Below are 15,635 nucleotides of genomic sequence, written 5' to 3'. Positions count from 1 at the left end.
CCGATTATGTTCTATTTTAGGGACAAATTAAAACCATCATGTTACGAAAAACCTCTCTACTCATCGCACTGCTGCTGGCCAACAGCGTATTTCTTCTGGCCCAGGAACAAGACCCTGTCGTTCAGGCCATCTTAACCGAAGCCAATGAAAACTCCCAACTCGAAACCCTTGGTCACGAGTTGATGGACGGTATCGGACCCCGATTGGTCGGAACCCCACAAATGAAAAAGGCCCATGATTGGGCCGTAGCCAAATATTCCAGTTGGGGCATTCCCGCCAAAAACGAACAATGGGGCGAATGGAAAGGCTGGGAACGCGGCATTTCACACATCGATATGGTATATCCAAGGGTACAAAGCCTACAAGGCACCCAATTGGCATGGAGCCCCGCCACACCCAAAAAAGGGACTACTGCCGAGTTGGTGGTGTTACCTATGGTAAAGGATTCCATGGAATTTGTAAAATGGTTGCCCACAGTTAAGGGGAAAATGGTGATGGTCTCCAAATTGGAGCCCACTGGAAGGCCAGATTACAACTGGGAAGAATTCGCCACCGAAAAGTCGTTCGAGAAAATGAAAAAGGAACGCGACGAACAGGACAAGGCTTGGAACGACAATATGAAAAACATGGGGTATAACTCCAGAACCCTCCCCGAAGCCTTGGAAGCCGCAGGAGCTGTTGGTATTGTTGCTTCCTATTGGTCAAAAGGATTTGGGGTAAACAAGATTTTTAGTGCCCGTACCAAAAAAATCCCGACTGTGGATTTGGAATTGGAGGATTATGGGATGCTATACCGTTTGGTAGAATCCGGACAAAAACCCCAAATCCATGTGGTGGCCGAATCCAAGGACTTGGGGGTATCGCCAACGTTTAACACTATTGCAGAAATCAAAGGTTCTGAAAAACCTGATGAATACGTGATCCTGTCCGCCCATTTCGACTCTTGGGACGGAGGCACCGGAGCCACCGATAACGGAACCGGAACCTTGGTGATGATGGAAGCCATGCGCATTTTGAAAAAAGCCTATCCCAACCCAAAACGAACCATATTGGTGGGGCACTGGGGCAGCGAGGAACAAGGTCTGAACGGTTCAAGGGCCTATGTGGAGGACCACCCCGAGATTGTTGCAGGCGTACAGGCTGTTTTCAACCAAGATAACGGTACTGGAAGGGTGGTACGCATTTCCGGAGGTGGGTTCCTAAATTCCTATGACTATTTGGGCAAATGGTTACATGCCGTTCCGAAGGAAATCACGGATGAAATCGAAACTACCTTCCCCGGGACCCCCGCAAGAGGTGGTTCGGATTATGCATCGTTCCAAGCCGCTGGTGCCCCTGCATTCAGTTTAAGTTCGCTAAACTGGTCGTACTGGAACTATACTTGGCATACCAATAGGGATACGTATGACAAGATTATTTTTGATGATGTGCGGAACAATGCCATCCTTACGGCCATCTTGGCCTATATGGCAAGCGAATATCCGGAGAAAACAGATAGGACAAAAGCGATATTGCCCATTAGTGACAGCACTGGGGAACCAGCGGAATGGCCATCGCCCCGTTCACCGGAACGTAAGGGAGGATTGGAAGAAAACTAAACGAGATAAAACAAAATCGCCCCGAAAATTCCGGGGCGATTTTTATTATAGACTAACTAAACTAAAAAATGCTAATTCCAACTCTGGGAGAGGATACGCGTAGACCTGCACCCACGTAGGTTCTTTTCGGATATTGGTAATCATAATAGGTGTAATAGAAATGGGCGTGACCGTAGTATTCCCTGCTATGATGGCAATGATGATCACAATGTTGGGCATGCTCGGCGTAGGCATCCTGTTTTCCTTTCATATAAGCTTTATAGGCTTCCCTGTCCCGTTTTCTTAAATCCTTTTCGTATCGTTTTTGGTCTTTCCAGAAATCCCTTTCATCCTCTTCATTGTTGGTGGCCAACGACTGTTCGTAAACAGCGTCCTCTTTGGCGCGTTGTTCGTAATAGGAAAGTTTGTCCTGTTCCTTTTCTTGACTTTCTTGGGCCGAGACCGATACTGAAACAGCCAAGGCCAAAATCATTGTTATCGTTCCTGCATATTTCATAGCTTCAAATTTTAGGGTTCTTAGAATAATTACGGAAGAACCGTTCATTTGGTTTTATAACAACTAAAAAATGATTTACCCTAATTTTAAAATGAGGAGGCGTACTTTCTACACCCATTACCCGAAACGTCCGATTCTCGACTGCGCTCGAATGGACATAACTTGATAACTCAAATGACAAAGGCCACCCATGGGTGGCCTTTATATCAATAGTAATCTAAAAATTATTTGCCTAGCATCAAAAGCTCGTTGCATTTGATTTCGGTGATATAGCGCTTTTCGCCCTCCTTGGTCTCATAGGCACGGGACATCAATTTGCCCTCGATCATGACCTCTTTTCCCTTGGCGAGATAGTTTTCCGCGATTTCCGCAATCTTGCCCCAGGCCACGATGTTGTGCCATTGGGTGTCCGTTACCTTTTCGCCTTCGGCGTTTTTAAAGGTTTCATTTGTGGCCAGGGAGAATTTGGCCAGTTTGTTGCCATTTTCAAGGGTTACCATTTCTGGGTCATTGCCCAAGTGTCCGATCAACTGTACTTTGTTTTTAAGTGAATTCATGATGTAAGATTTTAGCGTTAAACAGTTCATGCCATCGAATTGTCATCATTCGACAGGGCAAACATAGAAAGGGTCCAAAACCTCATTCGGTTTGAAATCATTTGCTTTCGTTTGTAATCGGATGTAAACGATTAAAAATAAATATAGGTGCCTTTGCGCTCTTTAAATGTGACCTTCCCTCCCATTCCGGTGTCCAATCAGAAATACCAAACCCCCAACGCTATGCCCATTCGCTCTATCAACCAATATACCGTGACCAAAAGGTTCAGTCTTGGCAAAAGAATGTATGACAAACTGGAAACCATCTACATTCAGGAACACGATGCCTTGCACGAGGAGCCGCAAAAAGTCTTCGATAACCACAAGGAATATGTAACGGATATCTCCGCAGATATTTACAAATGTCTAAGAAAAGGGTTTATCGTTGCCTCCGGGGACAACCAGTAAACAATCCTCGGGACAAAGCCTCCATACAAACGTTAAATCATGTTAAATACTTGGTATTCTGACAAATAAATGTATATTGATAGTATGGATGCAACAATAAAGCACTACACAGTCTTCTAGGTCGACACCTCGACCGACATTCCTATTTGGGAACTCCTTTTTCCCATCATTTAAACAAGAGCAAGCGCACCACAACACCTTAGGTAGGATTTTTTCCACCTGATTGTTTGCGTGCCCATTTCAACTGAAGTCAAATCAAAAATTTAAAAACATGGAAACCGTAAAAGCAAAAAACAAGACATTTAAAAAATTGGGATTCACCTATTTGGAAACCGCCGAGATCGTGGTCAACCTGAACACGCTGTTGGCCAATTACCAAGTATTCTACAACAAGTTGAGAAACTTTCACTGGAACGTAGAAGGTCCCGACTTCTTTGAACTTCACGAAGAGTTCGAGAACGAATACAACACCACCAAAAAGAACATTGACGTGGTGGCGGAGCGTATCCGGGTCTTTGGCATGAAACCCAACTTCACCCTACAAAAAACCTTGGATATGGCCCAAATCAAAGAGCCATCCAAAGAACTGACCGCCATTGAAATGGTGCGCGAAGTGCTTCGGGATTACGAAACCCTGCACAACAACATGCTGGATGGCATCAACGCTTCCTTGGATACCGGGGATGTGGTCACAGAAAACATGCTCACCGAGTTCATGACCCATTTGGAGAAAAGGAACTGGATGTTCACTTCCTACCTCAAATAATACCGCACAGAACCTTTTAAACGATTCATTAACGATAAAAAATAAAACCATGAAAACATTGACAACACTAGCAACACTTTTATTACTGACCGGATTTGTCGGATTTGGACAAACCAAAACTTCCGGCAACATGAACGCCACTACGTTTAAAACCTTTGCCATAGAGCGCAACGGTACCGAAATGCCCTACCACGTAAAAGTGGTGGAACAACGCAAGTACCCAAGGGATATGGAGAACAAAGACCTAAAACCGGAAGCCGCCAAAGTGACCAAACTTATTGCGGTAGACTCCGATAATGACAATGTGTACGAGCATTATCTGGTATTGAAGTACAACAAATCTGTTACGGACAGCTTTGAGGTGGTCCCCACCGAAAAAGGCTTTGCCGTAAAGGTAGATGACAAGTCCATGGAATACTTTGTGGGCAAAGGCATCTATTTTATCAACGAAAAAGACCAAGATTTCTTCACTGTGGAGGAATTTAAGGAAATAGGATAATTTTCAGGTTTTGTTTTTTGATTGACAATGGGCCGGGAGTTTTTCCCGGCTTTTTTGTTTGCCATAATCGAAGGATTTCCTCCTATCTTTGGGGCAAAACACTAGCTATGCAACCTTGGTTGAAACCCGTGACCCTTGAAGGAAATTTGGTAAAACTTGTGCCCATGAAAAGGGAACACAAGGTGGATCTGGCCTTTGCCGCATCCGATGGCAACCTTTGGGAACTTTGGTACACCTCCGTCCCTACCCCTGCCACCACGGATGCCTACATCAACACCGCCCTGTTGGAACAAGAAACGGGCAAATCGCTTCCCTTTACCATTGTGGACAAAAGGACCAATGCCGTGGTGGGCACTACCCGTTACATGAATGTGGACGCCCCGAACAAACGGCTGGAAATCGGTCATACCTGGTACGCCAAAAAAGTACAGCGCACCGGGGTGAACACCGAGTGCAAATACCTGTTGCTGAAATATGCCTTTGAGAATTTGGGCTGCGTTGCCGTGGAATTCCGGACCCATTTCCACAACCATCCTTCCCGAAATGCCATTCTTCGCTTGGGCGCCAAACAAGACGGTATTTTGAGGAACCACCGCATTGATGCACTAGGAAATTTAAGGGACACCGTGGTATTTTCCATCTTGGAGAGCGAATGGAAAACGGTGAAAACTTCTTTGGAATTCAAGATGCAAAGAGGGCCGTTGCACTAGCGAAAAATGCCTAAGCTTTGCTTGTTTTGAGCAGATGGGCAAAATTATAGCTGGTCAGTTCCAGATTTTGAAAGCTTTTGGCCTTGGCCTCATCCAAGTTACCGATCTGGTTTAAAATGGAAACGGCATAATCCAATCCCATGTGTTGCATTTCCGTGATGGTCACATCTACCGAACCACAAAAAGCGGCCACGGGAACTTGATACTTTTGGGCAGCCTTGATCACCCCGTTGATGGTTTTGCCGGAAAACGTTTGTCCGTCCAACTGGCCTTCCCCGGTAATGACCCAATCGGCGCCTTGCACCACCTCCTCAAAATTCGCCAACTGCATCACCAAATCCACCCCAGAGGTCAGGCTGGCGTTCAGGAACACCACGGCCCCTCCCCCAACACCCCCAGCGGCACCCGCCCCGGGAATTTGCTGCACATCTATATCAAAAGTGGTTTGAAGGACCTTGGCGAATTGTTCCAATCCTTGATCTAAAAAGGCCACCCCATCGGGTGAGGCTCCTTTTTGTGGACCGTAAATTTTAGCGGCCCCTTGTTCCCCATAAAACGGATTGTTTACATCGCAAGCCACTTGAATTTTGGCTTTAGCCAATTGCGGATGCACCTTTTTCGTATCGATTTGAGCTACCAACCCCAAGTTTTTACCCACAGGTTCCAATTCTTTCCCTCCGCTATCCAAAAACCGATACCCCAAGGCCTGGGCCATGCCCATGCCGCCATCGTTGGTAGCACTTCCACCAATACCCAAAACGATTGTTGTCGCCCCTTTTTCCAAAGCATCCAAAATGAGTTCCCCGGTGCCCAATGATGTGGTGTGCATGCAGTTCATCTCGGACTTTTGGAGCAGCTTGTAGCCCGAGGCTTCTGACATTTCAATAAAAGCGGTCTGCTTGTCTTGGGAAAGCAGATAAGGGGCTTCTATTTCTCGGAACAAGGGATCATGAACCCGCACGGGAACGGAAGACGCATTCAGGTAATGACTCACCACCTCAATGGTGCCATCCCCGCCATCCGCCAAGGGTCTTTTTACGATCTCCGCATGGGGAAAGACTTTTAGGATACCACTGGCCACCGCTTCGCAGAATTCCTGCCCGGTCAGGGAGCCTTTGTATTTATCGGGTGCGAGGAGGAATTTCATGGTCTATTTAATTTTTGTAACGGTTTCGGCCAGGTGTAATGGTGAAATCGGGACTGCCCCATGATGGGAACTCAATATCGAAATTGATCTAAAAAACTTGTTTTTTAATATCTCACATCAATATTAAATCCGACTCCCATACTGCTATGCTTCTTAAATTTTGCCTGACTTGATTTTTTATAGAACGTTCCACTATTGAACATTCCAACAGAAAAAAATATAGCTTCCCCTTTGTTGTTTTCTCCTTCCGTTTCCACCCATTCCAAGGTAACCATAACATCATCGTTCAAAACAATGTCATAGGGTTTTAGATCCACGGTTATTTTGCCGACTTGTTTTGGCTCAATGGGAACGATAATATTCTGCGTAAGCATGTTTTCTTTTGGTCTGTTATTTTCAATGTTATAAAAATTAACCCTAAAAATAGCTGTTGCGCTTAATCTATTGTATGAAATATTGAAATTAAAGGCATCTACAAAGGTCGAGGTTTTCCTAACGTTGATCTTAACACCCATTTCAGCGCCAAGTTGGTCATAACTAAATCCCGTACTTATAAACTTGGACTCCGTTTTGTTCCCAAGTGTTTTTTTCTTGAAAGCCTTTGCGGTGACGACTACTTCGTTCAATGTACTTATTTCTTCTTCCAGTTCTATGGATATAGGCTGTTTTCTTGACAAAAAATCGTTGACCAAAATTTCGACCGGTTTGTACCCAATGGACGAAATCCGTAGGGTATCCTTCTCCAATTCCTCATTTAAACTAAGCGTAAATTTTCCATGGGTATCCGTAACCGTCCCAATTTCTTTGTTCAAGATCCCGATGTTTACGTAGGGCAGCGGCTCATGGCTTTCATTATCGAGAACCATGCCTTCTATGTCGGTCCCCATTTGGGGTGTACCGGATATATCATAAAGTTCTTCGGTGACGTAGCTTGATTTACTTAAATTCTTCCAAACAGATTGAAAAACGGCTTTGTTCCCAAATGATTCCTTGAAAAAAGCCGTGGCCAGTTTTACGATATCGTCATAAATCTGCACCGAGCTTTTTGAAGCCTCCAGTATCGAGGGAATACATGTAAAATCGACATGGGCACCCTTTTTGAAGCGCAAATAGTATTTTTCGGAATTCAGTTGCCTGAAGTAGCTAAAGTCTTTTGAGGGTTGAAACCCGTCAAGTTTATCACCACTTTCCAAATAAAGGTACTTGATAGGTTGTGTTTCGGGATCCAAAAGATTTGAATCATGGATTTCTTGAATAAATCGGTCATTTTCATCCTCTTCCCCAAAATAATGGGTTTCTGTTCCGTCGAGCGATACAAAGGCTTTTGTGGTTGGGTTTCTATCGATGAAAACCGCAGAACTCATTCCGCCCCAACTATAGCCAATAATGCCAATAGTATTAAAATCGGCATTGAACAGGTTGTTCTCTTTGAGATAACGCATTGCAAATTCAGCGTCATAAACTTGTTCAAGCATATCTTCCTTTTGATTGGTCATATCGCCAGGATAGCGACCCACCGACCAAACAGAAACCACCAAAAATCCATTCTGGGCCAGCACCTCAAGGATCTTATAGTTTTCAAATCCCATTCCATTAAAACCTGCCATATAAATAATGACGGGGTGTTTAGACGGGGAAGGTTCGAGGTCTAAAAAGCTATTTGTTTCAATATTCAGCAGTTGTTTACCGTCTGCACCAACACCTAATTGTGCCACATAAAACTGGGCCAGCTCGTTCGTTATTCCAGAATAATCTTCGGTATCTTGATAGTTGACCGCTCGCTGTTCAAAAAGGTTGAACAGGTTCCCGAATTTTAAGGTGCTTGCCTTTTTGTCATTTGATGGATACCAAATGTCCAAATCCACGGGTCTATAATAGAGTTTGTCCGTCTGTTCCGTGTTTGGTTTATAGGTTCTTGTACTGTCTTTTAGTTGGAAAGATCTATAGCCAGCGTTATAGGTTTGGGCAAGGTTAACCCCAAAAGTCAGTAGGGCTACAAGGATGATCAGTTGGTTATTTTTCATTGAAAAGTACATCTATGGTTATAGACGTTCATAATATGCAAAGGGTTGTCTGTGTTTTTCAAAATGCGGTACAACGCCTAAGCTAAGAGGACTTAAGAGACTTTTTGGATCCCACTGGCCACCACCTCGCAGAATTCCTGCCCGGTGAGGGAACCTTTGTATTTATCGGGTGCGAGGAGGAATTTCATGGGTTTTGGGAGTTAGGCAAAAACGAGCTATTCCTTTTAATTATTGTTGGGAGAAGTTTTTTATAATTTGTTCATGTCAATTTTATATCCAGAACTTTTTAATTCTTTCGCAATTCGTAAATTCCAAGCGTCATCGTCATCCATTTTCACGTAAACAACTCCAGAAATATCATTTGGAAGTTCAATATTTCCTTTAACCAAAGCGCAGACGTTTTCTCGACCAATTTTCCCAATTAGATATCCGTGTTCAAAAACTACATTTTGACGAGCTCTGTTATTCAATTCTTCTTTCTTAGCCATAACTGCTCCAACATCACAAGGTGTGTAAAGAACTATTCCAAAACCTACATTAGAATATTTCTCAATTTTTTCAATTATTGTTTTTCCTGAAGTTGACTGCTCGTGCAATATTATAGGTTTTAGACCTAGTTTTTCAATAAATCGTGCGGTTTTTGTTCTTGCTAGTTCATCGTGTCCATGAACTATAAAAACTTCATCTTTAGAGAGTTCATGTGTCCTACTCACTATCGTTTCTAAAGAATTAGATTTTAATAAATTAGATTTAGCAGATAGGGATTTTAGGTTCTCTAATTTGTATTTGATTGTATTCCTTTTTGATTGTACAGGATTGCCTTGAACCTCTCCCATTGCTCCCAAAAAAGTATATCCTGCGTGGTTATAATTGCTTGCATATTCGTTATCAGGGATATCAAAAATCTGTTGTAAATATTCAAAATTATAATCATTCCAGATTTTATAGTCAGATTCTAAATTGTGCAATTCAGATTGATTAACAACTTGTCTTTGAAATAATTCTTCTCCAATATCAATTCTTTCAGACAATTGATTTTTAAACTCCGAATTAGAAATTGTTAAAATTGGTTTAGCATTGTAGTTATTGCTTTTTGCCATTTAATTCTGTTTTGTTCAAATTATAACCAACGTTTTCGGGCTTTTAGTTCGGGCGGGTTTCGGGGAGCAAAGTTTCAATTAATTATTAAAGTTTATTGGAAGCACGAAGCCCCAAATTTGAACGTCACCCCGCCTGACGCAAAACCCGCGTTACCTGCTGTGCTTTTGTAAATTTAGTTAAGCCTTGTCTTTACTTCGTAACCTGCTTCAACAAGAGCATCGACCGACCTTCTCAAATCATTCCTAGTTTCAAAATCGACATCAAAGGATAGTTTTCCGTCTTTAGCAGATTTTGGAATTGATGCCCTCATAACTCTACCACTAGAAAACACTGTCGATATTATTTTATCTTTTTCGGATTCTGTATCCTCAGCTTTTACTTCTATTGTTGAAGAGAATCCTCTTAAGCTTTCATTAACATTTGGCTCCCTAACACGGCTATATATTCTATTCATTTGCATAGACATTTCTTCCAGTCTATTTAAAATATATGACTGGACATCGTCACTTTTTGCAGAAACAACTTCCTGCATGATTTGAGACTTAACCACTCTGTATATGGGGTTGTCAGGTTCTTTTTCCTGAACTGCTTCTAAAACCATTTTTTGAAGTTTTGACTTTAATTCAATTACCCCTGCCATGTCATTATTGAAGAAAATTGTTCTTTCTGTTGCAATGTCAAAAGGTAAAATTGTCCCTGTTTGAACAACGGAAACAACTGGTAGTCTTTTGGCATGTCTAACTGCAAGTTCATACATCACGTTAGGATTTAATTCGGTTAAATTGGCAATTACAAGTTCTGCGTTAAGCAAGTGTTTTATTATTTGAGTTGTAATCGAACCTGGATTGTCAATTTCGTGCGGTGCAATAACTTCGAAGTCAAGTTCTATTAATAATGGTCGTATTACTGAATTGATTAGCCCATCCGCTGCACGTCTAGTATCTGAATTATCTTTACCGAGTGGAGAAACAATAAAACAAGTCTTCTTAGTTTTCATCTGTTTTGGTTCTGATGATTTATTCATTATGATTAATGTTTGTATTTGTTATTAGCATTGCACGTAACTTAATGTCCCTAAAACAGCATACTATCGACGCATCCAATCACCCTCTTCCACATCCCCTATTCAGTACTCAAGTTAATCAAAGAGTTCCAAGGATTTTACGGAATAGCGTATTCGCATGTGTAAAGTGGTACAGGTTTTGTATCTCACAGGGAAGTATTTACCTTTAAACAAAAATGAAACTATGAAAAAGATTATCCTATCGATTGCCGCTTTGCTTTGCACCACTACCTTTTTTGCCCAAACCAAGAGCTTTTTAGATGTGCCCTATCTGGAAACATCCGCCCAAGTGGACACCTTGGTAACGCCGGACAAAATCTACCTCAGCATCACCATTCAAGAAAAGGACACCAAAGGCCGTGTGTCCGTGGAGGAGCAGGAGAACAAAATGGCGCAGCGTTTCAAGGCCATGGGCATTGACATAGACAAGCAGTTGGTCATCAAGGATTTTAGCAGCGATTTTAAAAAATATTTCTTGCGCGACAAGGAGGTGCTGAAAAGCAAACAATACGCGTTGGAAGTCTATTCCGGCAAACAGGCCGGGGAGGTCATGGTTGCCTTGGAGCAATTGGAGATTGCCAATGCCTATGTAGAAAAGACCGAATATTCCAAAATGGATGAACTGGAACTGGAACTGAAATCCAGGGCCGTGAAAAAAGCCAAGCAAAAAGCCGTTGCCCTAACCAAGCCATTGGGCCAGAAAGTGGGCATGGCCATCCATATTGTGGATAACTCACAACCGTATTACCCCCGTTACAACCAGCCCGTGATGATGGCCAAAATGGAAATGGCGGCAGATGCAAGCATGGAGCAACCCTTGGACATCGATTTTGAAAAAATAAAAGTGGAATCCATGGTGAACGTCAAGTTTGCCCTTTCCAACTAAACCACAAAAACAACCACACATGAGACGCTTATTGTTCCTTTTATTGATGGGCACCGGCATCGTTTCTGCCCAAAAGACCATGCAACTGTCCGAAGGACAGGAATCGCCCAGTGCTTCATTAAAAGAGGTGGCTTGGATCGAGGGTCACTGGAGCGGAGAAGCCTTTGGAGGAACGGCGGAAGAGATTTGGAGTGCACCTTTGGGCGAATCCATGATGTTCGTGTTCCGTTTGGTGAACGACAATAAGGTCTCTTTTTATGAAGTGGGACACATTCAACAGCTGGAGAATTCCCTCATTCTCCAGCTTAAACATTTTGATGGTAATTTGAAGGGATGGGAGGATAAAATTGAGACCATCGACTTTAAATTGGTGAAACTGGAAAAGAACAAAGTGTACTTTGAAGGCCTAACCATGGAGTTGGTAGATAAAAACCACATGAACGTGTATGTGCTCATCGAGGAAAATGGCGAAACCGAGGAAATTCTTTTTGCATACACTAGGAAACCTTGATTTTTTACTTCGTTTTTACAGTTAGTTTTACGCTGCTTGTTGTATTTCCAATGGCTTTGAATTAGTATCTTTAACAGGATAACTAATTCCAACATTCTCGTGAAACCAAGACTGCTACTCCTATGTGCCCTGCTGCTGGCCATTTACCCTTTGCATGCCCAAAAACGAAACAAAAAATCCGACACTCCCGCGGTTGTCGTCAACGATTCCCTTTTCCCGGGATTGAAATGGCGTAACATTGGGCCGTACCGTGGAGGTCGAAGTGTCACTTCTACCGGGGTGGTGGGTCAACCACACACCTATTACATGGGCTCTACCGGTGGTGGTATCTATAAAACCACGGATGATGGTATCAACTGGGAAAACATTTCTGATGGCTTTTTAAAGACAGGCACCGTAGGGGATATTGCCGTTTCCGAAACCAACCCCAACTTGGTTGTGGTAGGCATGGGAGAACACCCTGCCCGTGGGGTGATGACTTCCATGGGCGATGGTGTCTATAAATCCACCGATGCGGGCAAGACCTGGAAACATATCGGTTTGGACAAAACCCGACACATTGGCGATGTGATCATCGACCCAACCAATCCCGACATCCTTTTTGTGGCTGCCCAAGGTGCACAATACGGCCCATCCGAAGACCGTGGCATCTATCGCTCCCTAAATGGGGGCGAAACTTGGGAAAAAGTCCTTTATGTGGATGAAAACACAGGGGCTTCCTCCCTTTCCATGGATATGAACAACCCCATGATCCTGTATGCCGCCATGTGGCAACACCGCAGGTATCCTTGGACCATGGAATCTGGCGGAGCTTCCTCCGGACTATACAAATCCACCGATGGGGGCACCACTTGGACCAAGGTGGACAAGGGCCTTCCAAAGGAATTTGGCAAATCGGGCATCTCGGTTTCCAGGGCCAATTCCGATATTGTTTATGTGGTTTTGGAGGCCGAAGGCGAAAAAGGCGGGGTCTACAAAAGTGTGGATGCCGGTAAGACCTGGCAACAGACCAGCAAGGACCGCATCAACATTGCCCGTTCTTGGTACTATATGGAAATCTTTGCCGACACCCAAGATGAAAACGTGGTGTATGTGTTGAACGCCCCCGTGACCAAATCCATTGACGGCGGAAAGACCTTTGCGCCTTTATCCACTCCACATGGGGACAACCATGACCTCTGGATACATCCGCACAACAACAAGATCATGATCAACTCCAATGATGGGGGTGCCAACATCAGCAATAATGGAGGAAAGAGCTGGAGCTCACAGGAGAATCAGGCCACTTCCCAATTCTATCGCGTGATCACGGATAATTTGGTGCCTTATAACGTATATGGCGGCCAGCAGGACAATACTTCGGTGGCCATTGCCAGCAGAACCCATGACGATGGTATCGATTGGAAGGATTGGTATGCCGTTTCGGGTTGTGAAAGTGCCTATTTGGCCTTTGACCCCAATAATCCCGATTTTATTTATGGTGGCTGCTACCAAGGGATCATCGAGAAATGGGTGCGGGCGTCACAAGAGGCCAAACCCATCAAAGAATATCCTGAACTTGGCCTGAGTAAAGTTCCGAAGGACTTTAAGTTCCGTTACAATTGGAATGCGCCCATCATCAGTTCGCCACACGATCCGAACACCATTTACCATGCCGGGAATGTGGTCTTCAAAACACAGGACGGAGGAAACTCTTGGGAAGTGGTGAGTCCCGATCTTACCCGCAACGACCCAAAACAACAGGGCCCAGGCGGTGGACCGTACACCAATGAAGCGGCTGGGGGCGAAAACTACAACACCCTGATGTACTTGGTGGAATCCCCACACGAAAAGGGAGTACTTTACGCCGGTTCGGATGATGGTCTGGTGCACATCACCAAAAACGGTGGCCAAAGTTGGGAAAACATTACCCCTCCCAATCTAAAGGAAGGCATCATCAACAGCATTGAGGTATCTCCCCATGACCCTGCCACGGCTTACATGGTGGCCATGCGATACAAGTTCATGGATTTGGATACGTATATCTTCAAAACCTCGGATTATGGAAAAACTTGGACCAAGATTACCCAAGGTATTGATGGTGAACACACCTTTGCCCGCGTGGTCCGGGAAGATCCAAAACAAAAAGGGCTCCTTTATGCCGGTACTGAAACAGGCTTGTTTATCTCCTTGGATGATGGACAACATTGGCAGCCCCTACAACTCAATTTACCGATTGTTCCCATCAACGACTTGGCCATTCATGACAACGATTTGATCGCTGCCACGGCGGGACGTTCCTTTTGGATCTTGGATGACCTTGGAGCCATTCAAAATAGTGTGAACCCAGCCACAAACCTGAGTATTGTCACTCCAAAACCATCCTATCGAATCTTTAACGGAAGCACCGACAAACCAGTTCAAGGGTTGGGGCAAAATCCAAAATCGGGGGTAACCTTCGATTATTATCTGCCCAAAAAATTGGATTCCACAGAGCTGAAACTGGAAGTGCTTTCGGGTGGAAAAGTGATCCGAACCATCACCAATCAACCCGCAAAAGATTTCAAAAGTTGGCCCGGTGGCCCATCAAAACCAGCGGTTCTACCTTCCATGAAAGGATACAATAGATTCACTTGGGATTTTAGCCGTGAACCTGTGCTTCCTGTGGATCAAGTTTTTGTCTACGGAAATTATCAAGGGGCACGCGTGGCACCTGGCACCTACACGTTACGACTTTCAATGGGTGATGCATCCGTGGAAACTAACGCAGTGGTGCTGGCCGATCCCAATGTGGAAGGCTCTCCAGCAGATTATGCAGAACAGCAGTCCGTACTTACCAAAATTGACGAGACCCTTAGCGGTATACACAAGGCTGTCAATCAAATCCGCAAAGCCAAAAATCAGCTTAAAACCTACAAAGATCTATTGAAGGACAACGAGAAAGCCAAAGACTTGCTAGAAAATGGGGATACGCTTTTGGAGCGCATTACTACTTGGGAAGAAAAGTTGATTCAGCCCAACCAAAAGACCTTTCAGGATGTGATCAACTTCCGAAACCAGTTGAATGCCGAATTCATGCATTTAAAAGGATTTGTTGATGTGGCCGAACCGAAGGTGACCAATGGCGCCAAAGAACGGCTACGAGACCTTTTGGCCCAATGGAAAACCTACGAGGATGAAAAAAACGCCATTGTAAAAGATGGCATGAAAGCCTACAACGACATGTTCAAATCGCTGGAAATTCCGGCTATCATCCTATCCGAAGAATAATGGCACAACCCTTTTGGTTCGATCAGGAGTTCACAAAGCAGGATTATTCGCAAAACAAATTGCCGAAGGGTGATTATGAGAATTGCCGTTTTGTGGACTGCCTGTTCACCAAGGGATTTTTGGACAATCAAAATTTTGTGGAATGCACTTTTGAAGGTTGCGACTTTACCAACGCCAACATTGCCCATACCATTTTTAACGAGGTCACTTTTGTGGATTGCAAAATGGTGGGGGTGCAGTTCGAAACCTGTAATCCAATGGTTTTGGCCTTTCAATTTACAGGATGCAATCTTTCGGTGGCTTCCTTTTACGGCATGGAAATCCCAAAAACCACCTTTTTGAACTGCAAACTGCACCAAGTGGATTTTTCCGAAGCCAATCTCAAAATGTCGCAATTCCCCAATTCAGACTTGGAAAACGCCATTTTCAACCATACCCAACTGGAACAGGTTGATTTTTCGTCCGCTTTCAATTTTTCCATTGATCCTTCCATCAACACCTTAAAAAAAAGCAAGTTCAGTAAGGAAGGATTGATTGGTTTGTTGAAAAAGTATGATATTGTGGTCACCTAATCTTATGCC

The 15,635-nt window shown here is 43.9% G+C and carries 16 protein-coding genes; 9 read left to right on the top strand and 7 right to left on the bottom strand.

Annotated elements, in window-relative coordinates:
- The first annotated feature begins 38 nt into the window (after positions 1 to 38).
- Positions 39 to 1,598 (top strand): M20/M25/M40 family metallo-hydrolase, encoded by a 1,560-nt coding sequence (locus tag GTK07_RS04045; protein WP_163633228.1) that lies wholly within the window; start codon positions 39 to 41, stop codon positions 1,596 to 1,598.
- A gap of 61 nt (positions 1,599 to 1,659) precedes the next feature.
- On the opposite strand, the gene GTK07_RS04040 is transcribed toward GTK07_RS04045, so the two are convergent.
- Together GTK07_RS04040 and GTK07_RS04035 are read right to left on the bottom strand one after the other, a co-directional pair.
- On the bottom strand, positions 1,660 to 2,094 hold the full coding sequence (locus GTK07_RS04040; protein WP_163633226.1) for a hypothetical protein: 435 nt from the start codon (positions 2,092 to 2,094) through the stop codon (positions 1,660 to 1,662).
- Between the two features lie 224 nt (positions 2,095 to 2,318).
- Entirely contained in the window at positions 2,319 to 2,651 is a 333-nt protein-coding gene (locus GTK07_RS04035; RefSeq protein ID WP_163633224.1) for a single-stranded DNA-binding protein, read from the bottom strand.
- A gap of 222 nt (positions 2,652 to 2,873) precedes the next feature.
- On the opposite strand from GTK07_RS04035, the gene GTK07_RS04030 reads away from it, so the two are divergent.
- From GTK07_RS04030 to GTK07_RS04015, 4 genes are all read left to right on the top strand, one after another.
- Positions 2,874 to 3,098 carry a hypothetical protein gene (locus tag GTK07_RS04030; protein WP_163633222.1) on the top strand — a complete coding sequence of 75 codons (225 nt, stop codon included), beginning with the start codon at positions 2,874 to 2,876 and terminating at the stop codon, positions 3,096 to 3,098.
- A gap of 271 nt (positions 3,099 to 3,369) precedes the next feature.
- On the top strand, positions 3,370 to 3,864 hold the full coding sequence (locus GTK07_RS04025; RefSeq protein ID WP_163633220.1) for a Dps family protein: 495 nt from the start codon (positions 3,370 to 3,372) through the stop codon (positions 3,862 to 3,864).
- A 49-nt stretch (positions 3,865 to 3,913) separates the two neighbouring features.
- Positions 3,914 to 4,363, top strand: a complete 450-nt coding sequence (locus GTK07_RS04020; protein ID WP_163633218.1) for a hypothetical protein — start codon at positions 3,914 to 3,916, stop codon at positions 4,361 to 4,363.
- Positions 4,364 to 4,470: 107 nt separating this feature from the next.
- Entirely contained in the window at positions 4,471 to 5,073 is a 603-nt protein-coding gene (locus GTK07_RS04015; RefSeq protein WP_163633217.1) for a GNAT family N-acetyltransferase, read from the top strand.
- 10 nt (positions 5,074 to 5,083) lie between these two features.
- Here the strand turns inward: GTK07_RS04015 and GTK07_RS04010 are convergent, their stop codons facing one another.
- From GTK07_RS04010 to GTK07_RS03990, 5 genes are all read right to left on the bottom strand, one after another.
- On the bottom strand, positions 5,084 to 6,220 hold the full coding sequence (locus tag GTK07_RS04010; RefSeq protein WP_163633215.1) for a glycerate kinase: 1,137 nt from the start codon (positions 6,218 to 6,220) through the stop codon (positions 5,084 to 5,086).
- A gap of 104 nt (positions 6,221 to 6,324) precedes the next feature.
- Entirely contained in the window at positions 6,325 to 8,244 is a 1,920-nt protein-coding gene (locus GTK07_RS04005) for a carboxypeptidase-like regulatory domain-containing protein (RefSeq protein WP_163633213.1), read from the bottom strand.
- A gap of 92 nt (positions 8,245 to 8,336) precedes the next feature.
- Complete coding sequence (locus GTK07_RS19225; protein ID WP_163633211.1) at positions 8,337 to 8,432, bottom strand: glycerate kinase; 96 nt, start codon at positions 8,430 to 8,432, stop codon at positions 8,337 to 8,339.
- Between the two features lie 60 nt (positions 8,433 to 8,492).
- Positions 8,493 to 9,344: a TIR domain-containing protein gene (locus tag GTK07_RS03995; protein WP_235932421.1), complete on the bottom strand. Its 852-nt coding sequence runs from the start codon at positions 9,342 to 9,344 to the stop codon at positions 8,493 to 8,495.
- A 173-nt stretch (positions 9,345 to 9,517) separates the two neighbouring features.
- The gene (locus tag GTK07_RS03990) at positions 9,518 to 10,369 is read right to left on the bottom strand and encodes a hypothetical protein (RefSeq protein WP_163633209.1); all 852 of its coding nucleotides are present in this window, start codon (positions 10,367 to 10,369) and stop codon (positions 9,518 to 9,520) included.
- A 223-nt stretch (positions 10,370 to 10,592) separates the two neighbouring features.
- Here GTK07_RS03990 and GTK07_RS03985 point away from each other — a divergent pair, with 223 nt between their 5' ends.
- From GTK07_RS03985 to GTK07_RS03970, 4 genes are all read left to right on the top strand, one after another.
- On the top strand, positions 10,593 to 11,294 hold the full coding sequence (locus GTK07_RS03985) for an SIMPL domain-containing protein (RefSeq protein WP_163633207.1): 702 nt from the start codon (positions 10,593 to 10,595) through the stop codon (positions 11,292 to 11,294).
- Positions 11,295 to 11,313: 19 nt separating this feature from the next.
- Complete coding sequence (locus GTK07_RS03980) at positions 11,314 to 11,805, top strand: DUF6265 family protein (protein WP_163633205.1); 492 nt, start codon at positions 11,314 to 11,316, stop codon at positions 11,803 to 11,805.
- A 99-nt stretch (positions 11,806 to 11,904) separates the two neighbouring features.
- On the top strand, positions 11,905 to 15,054 hold the full coding sequence (locus GTK07_RS03975) for a VPS10 domain-containing protein (RefSeq protein ID WP_163633203.1): 3,150 nt from the start codon (positions 11,905 to 11,907) through the stop codon (positions 15,052 to 15,054).
- Positions 15,054 to 15,626 (top strand): pentapeptide repeat-containing protein, encoded by a 573-nt coding sequence (locus tag GTK07_RS03970; RefSeq protein WP_163633201.1) that lies wholly within the window; start codon positions 15,054 to 15,056, stop codon positions 15,624 to 15,626. The genes GTK07_RS03975 and GTK07_RS03970 overlap by 1 nt, the downstream gene beginning before the upstream one ends.
- Positions 15,627 to 15,635 lie beyond the last annotated feature (9 nt).

It is taken from the genome of Flagellimonas sediminis (genome assembly GCF_010500845.1).
Lineage (GTDB): Bacteria > Bacteroidota > Bacteroidia > Flavobacteriales > Flavobacteriaceae > Flagellimonas > Flagellimonas sediminis.
The sequence above is the reverse complement of the archived record's forward strand: the minus strand, read 5'-3'. Positions and strand labels throughout refer to the sequence as shown.

Coding starts and splice junctions, on each gene's coding strand:
- GTK07_RS19225 (WP_163633211.1), bottom strand. CDS start 8,432: ATGAAATTCCTCCTCGCACCCGATAAATACAAAGGTTCCCTCACCGGG.
- GTK07_RS03970 (WP_163633201.1), top strand. CDS start 15,054: ATGGCACAACCCTTTTGGTTCGATCAGGAGTTCACAAAGCAGGATTAT.
- GTK07_RS03980 (WP_163633205.1), top strand. CDS start 11,314: ATGAGACGCTTATTGTTCCTTTTATTGATGGGCACCGGCATCGTTTCT.
- GTK07_RS04010 (WP_163633215.1), bottom strand. CDS start 6,220: ATGAAATTCCTCCTCGCACCCGATAAATACAAAGGCTCCCTGACCGGG.
- GTK07_RS04045 (WP_163633228.1), top strand. CDS start 39: ATGTTACGAAAAACCTCTCTACTCATCGCACTGCTGCTGGCCAACAGC.
- GTK07_RS04040 (WP_163633226.1), bottom strand. CDS start 2,094: ATGAAATATGCAGGAACGATAACAATGATTTTGGCCTTGGCTGTTTCA.
- GTK07_RS03995 (WP_235932421.1), bottom strand. CDS start 9,344: ATGGCAAAAAGCAATAACTACAATGCTAAACCAATTTTAACAATTTCT.
- GTK07_RS04015 (WP_163633217.1), top strand. CDS start 4,471: ATGCAACCTTGGTTGAAACCCGTGACCCTTGAAGGAAATTTGGTAAAA.
- GTK07_RS03985 (WP_163633207.1), top strand. CDS start 10,593: ATGAAAAAGATTATCCTATCGATTGCCGCTTTGCTTTGCACCACTACC.
- GTK07_RS04025 (WP_163633220.1), top strand. CDS start 3,370: ATGGAAACCGTAAAAGCAAAAAACAAGACATTTAAAAAATTGGGATTC.
- GTK07_RS04005 (WP_163633213.1), bottom strand. CDS start 8,244: ATGAAAAATAACCAACTGATCATCCTTGTAGCCCTACTGACTTTTGGG.
- GTK07_RS04020 (WP_163633218.1), top strand. CDS start 3,914: ATGAAAACATTGACAACACTAGCAACACTTTTATTACTGACCGGATTT.
- GTK07_RS03990 (WP_163633209.1), bottom strand. CDS start 10,369: ATGAATAAATCATCAGAACCAAAACAGATGAAAACTAAGAAGACTTGT.
- GTK07_RS04030 (WP_163633222.1), top strand. CDS start 2,874: ATGCCCATTCGCTCTATCAACCAATATACCGTGACCAAAAGGTTCAGT.
- GTK07_RS04035 (WP_163633224.1), bottom strand. CDS start 2,651: ATGAATTCACTTAAAAACAAAGTACAGTTGATCGGACACTTGGGCAAT.